Here is a 4042-nt window from a genome sequence, read left to right on the forward strand (position 1 = left end):
AGCGCGCGTTCGGCATCCGTCTGCGCTGTGCGCGCGGCGCGATCGAACTGTTCGTCGGCGGAGTCGGTTTCGCCGAGCACGGAGTGCGCCGCCGCAGCCAAGACGTGGGCTCGAAACCCTCCACCCGCCTCTGCCGCGGCATGGGAGAAGCTCAGCGATGTCGCCGCGTCCCCCACCGATGCCGCGTACCCCGCCGCCCACTCGAGATCTGCGGCAGACAGCGTCGAGCCGCAGTCGACCTCAACCTGCCCGGCGTCGGGCCCGCGCTCCGAGCCCTCGCGTTCGACGCTCGAATGAACCCTCGCCAGCCGTACGGCAGCGAACCGGTCAGTGTCTCTACCCGTCGTCCGCAACGCCGCCGCCGCCGTCGCAGCACGCTCAGCACGCTCGCTGCTCGACATGAGCGCGATCACCGCCTCGGTCAGGAGCGGGTGGGTGAGACGGATGCCCACACCTGCACCATCATCGACAAGTCCGCGGCTGCGAAGAGACGACAGCACCTCGGCATCTTCCATGGCCACCAGATCGGCGGGCCAGGGTTGGGCAAGTGCCAGCAGCCGCACGAAGCCGAGCTCTTCGGCATCCAGCTCGGTCACGCGATGCCGCACCGAATCGACCAGATGCACGGGCAGTGCCGCCGCCTCGACCTCGACACCGAACGGCCCCTCGTGGACGCGTCCGGCGCGTTGGGCGGTAAGCACCAGCTCGCGCAGAAGCAACGGGTTCCCCGCTGTCGCACGCAGCAGCCCCACCACCGACTCGGGGCGGACGGACCCGGCGAGATGGTGTTCGACGAGCTCCTCCAGTTGCGCGGCATCCAGCGGCTCGAGGTCGGTGACCGTGACGAGATCTTCGTGCAGCATCCGCGCAATCGGGCCCACAAGGCGATGCTCGTCACGCGCGGTCAGCAGTGTCGGAACTCCGTATACGCGGACGAGCTGATACACCACGGATGCCGACAGCGCGTCGAGTAAAGGGGCGTCGTCGACGATCAGCACGTAACGGTCCGGCGCTCCTCCGATCAGTCCGATCAGACGCTGGACCCGACCGGCGACGTCGTCCGATGCATCCGCCACCGCTGACGCGTTCAGAAGCGGTGCCAATGCCGCCAGCGGCACCTCGGAGAGCTCCTCGAGGGCCACCACCGGGACCACTGTCATGTCCAGGCGTGTGAGCTCTTCACCGACCTGAGCGGCAAGCGTCGTCTTGCCGATTCCGCTCGCGCCGCGGAGCATCTGCGAGCGGGCAGGGCGCGTGGCGAGCGCGGCGACGAGCGGGTCCCGAAGCTCCGGGCGAACCATCACGGTCCATCCGCCACGGGAGGACAGGAACTCGGCCATCTCGACCCACTGTAGTGCTCGTCAGAGCGCTGCCTCATCGGCGCTGTCACCGCCTCCGCGCACCACGGAGCCGACCCTCAGCTGGCCCGAGAATCACCCGCGGCCGGGCCTCACTTGGGTTCGACGCGATAGTCGATGTAGGCGGCGTCGGTACCCAGGTCACGAGCGGCGATGTTGACCCGGTAGGTCTCGCTCTCAGTGAACCAGGTCTTCCACCCCTCGCCATGATCGTCGACGGCGGTCACCGCGTACCCGGCGGCCTCGAGTTCCGTCACAAGGTCCTCGATCACCGACTCCCCGCTGATCGTGAACTGCAGGAACGCACCGGCGTCGTCGACAGTCGTCCAGCGGTATTCGCCGGCCGGCATGGGCAAGTCGGCCGGGAACCAGTCGGGCAGATCGGCGGCGTTGACCTGTGCCACGACGTCTGGCGCAGCTTCTGTGTCGACGTCGGATCCCGCGTCAGCAAGCGTCTCGGCGACCGAGCTGCTGACGTCGGATGGCGGCTGGGAGACCGCACACCCGGCGAGCACGGCGATGAGGAAAGGCGCGAGGAGCAGAGCTCGGGCGGTGCGCGCAGGGGCCTTGTCGCGAGCCTCGATCGAGGAATCGGCACGACATCCGTGGGCGGCGGGGACGCTGCGGAGCAGGGGCATCGGACTCTCCTCGATCAGGGGCGGGTGCCCGATCAGCATCCAGCGGCGTCCCCTCACCCGCAATGAGTAAGAACTGCTCAGCCGCCGCGCGGTGCCGTCTGGATACTCACTCGCGTGGGACACACCGTGGCACAAGCGGATGGGTGCTGCAGATCTCGACGACATGCCCGTCGTGCAGAGTCTGCTGCCCTCATGGGAGCAGTTCGCCGCCGAGTACGATCTAGGAGCCGCGATCGGTTGGCTCATCGACGGCGCACCGCGTCTGGGCTCGACCGCGACAGCTCATCAGCTCGGCGTACACAACCGTCTGGAGGCGGTGGCCCTTGCCAACCAGCAAGGGCTGGTCCGGTGGCACCACAACGACGGCGTCGGGGGCACGGATGCCTGACGGCGCGGGCGGATCAACGGCGCGGAAGGAGCACCGCCGCAGAGACGAAACCGGTCGATGCTCGCGGTGGTCCGCTGCGGCCTCACATCCTCGCCCCGGCGTCTGGTTCAACCGAATCGCGACAGACCCGCGGAGCGACTAGCGTCACACCTATGGCCTCTTCCCTCGAAAACGTGACCGACGGGGCAGCGCCTTCCCGACCCGAGCCCGCCTTCGCCGACCTCGGACTCGGCGACGCCGTCATGAAGGCGTTGAAGGATGTCGGGTACGAGACACCGTCCGCCATTCAAGCCGCGACGATCCCTCCCCTACTGGCGGGACGCGACGTCGTCGGTCTCGCACAGACTGGCACCGGAAAGACGGCAGCATTCGCGCTGCCGATCCTCTCCCGGCTCGACCTGTCGCAGAAGACCCCGCAGGCACTCGTGCTCGCTCCCACCCGCGAGCTGGCCCTGCAGGTGTGCGAGGCGTTCGAGAAGTATGCCTCGCATCTGCGCGGCGTGCACGTCCTTCCTGTCTACGGCGGCCAGGGCTACGGTCAGCAGCTCTCGGCGCTGCGCCGAGGCGTACACATCGTCGTGGGAACGCCGGGCCGCATCATGGACCACCTCGATAAGGGCACGCTCGACCTATCGGAGCTGAAGTACCTCGTGCTCGACGAGGCCGACGAAATGCTCAAGATGGGCTTCGCCGAGGATGTCGAGACGATTCTCGCCGACACCCCCCCGACCAAGCAGGTCGCCCTGTTCTCGGCGACGATGCCGGCGCAGATCCGCCGCATCTCGGCGCAGTACCTGAGCGACCCCGAAGAGATCACGGTCAAGACCAAGACCACCACGTCGGCCAACATCACGCAGCGGTACCTGCTGGTGTCGTACCCGCAGAAGGTCGATGCGCTCACCCGCATACTCGAGGTCGAGAACTTCGAGGGCATGATCGTCTTCACGCGCACGAAGAACGAGACCGAGACCCTCGCCGAAAAGCTGCGCGCCCGCGGATACACGGCTGCAGCGATCAGCGGTGACGTCGCGCAGGCGCAGCGCGAGAGGACGGTCAACCAGCTCAAGAGCGGCAAGCTCGACATCCTGGTCGCCACGGATGTCGCAGCCCGCGGCCTCGACGTTGACCGCATCAGCCACGTCGTCAATTACGACCTACCGATCGACACCGAGTCCTACGTCCACCGCGTGGGCCGCACGGGACGAGCCGGACGCGCGGGAGCGGCGATCAGCTTCGTCACCCCGCGCGAGCGGCGCATGCTGACCTCGATCGAGAGGGCCACGCGCCAGCCCTTGACCGAAATGAAGCTGCCGAGCGTCGAGGACGTCAACGCGACCCGGCTCACACGCTTCGACGACGCGATCACGGCGGCGTTGGCCGATCCGGCGCAGATCGGCACCTTCCGCGACATCATCGCTCACTACGTCGAGCACCACGACGTGCCCGAGGCGGATGTCGCTGCGGCCCTTGCCGTCGTGGCGCAGGGCGACACTCCCCTGCTGCTCGACCCGGACACTGAACCCGAGCCCCGCTTTGCGCGCGATTCGCAGGACCGACCCGAGCGTGGTGGACGTGACCGCAACGAACGCTCCGTTCGCGGCCCCCGCAGCGGAGGCGGACCGCGAACGACTTACCCTCGATCCACCGATGAGCTTGGG

Annotated in this window: 4 protein-coding genes; 2 read left to right on the forward strand and 2 right to left on the reverse strand. The window is 67.9% G+C overall.

The window, feature by feature from the left end:
- Together B3587_RS02535 and B3587_RS02540 are read right to left on the reverse strand one after the other, a co-directional pair.
- Window positions 1-1340, reverse strand: a 1340-nt coding sequence (locus B3587_RS02535) for an NACHT domain-containing protein (RefSeq protein WP_292726304.1), incomplete at its 3' end; no start/stop codon positions are given.
- Window positions 1341-1450: 110 nt separating this feature from the next.
- Window positions 1451-1996, reverse strand: a complete 546-nt coding sequence (locus B3587_RS02540; RefSeq protein WP_292726306.1) for a hypothetical protein — start codon at window positions 1994-1996, stop codon at window positions 1451-1453.
- Between the two features lie 139 nt (window positions 1997-2135).
- Between B3587_RS02540 and B3587_RS02545 the strand changes: the two genes are divergently transcribed.
- Entirely contained in the window at window positions 2136-2384 is a 249-nt protein-coding gene (locus B3587_RS02545) for a hypothetical protein (protein ID WP_292726308.1), read from the forward strand.
- 152 nt (window positions 2385-2536) lie between these two features.
- The coding region (locus tag B3587_RS02550) for a DEAD/DEAH box helicase (protein WP_292726310.1) at window positions 2537-4042 on the forward strand (1506 nt) is incomplete at its 3' end.

This window comes from Microbacterium sp. UBA837, assembly GCF_002296025.1.
Taxonomy (GTDB): domain Bacteria; phylum Actinomycetota; class Actinomycetes; order Actinomycetales; family Microbacteriaceae; genus Microbacterium.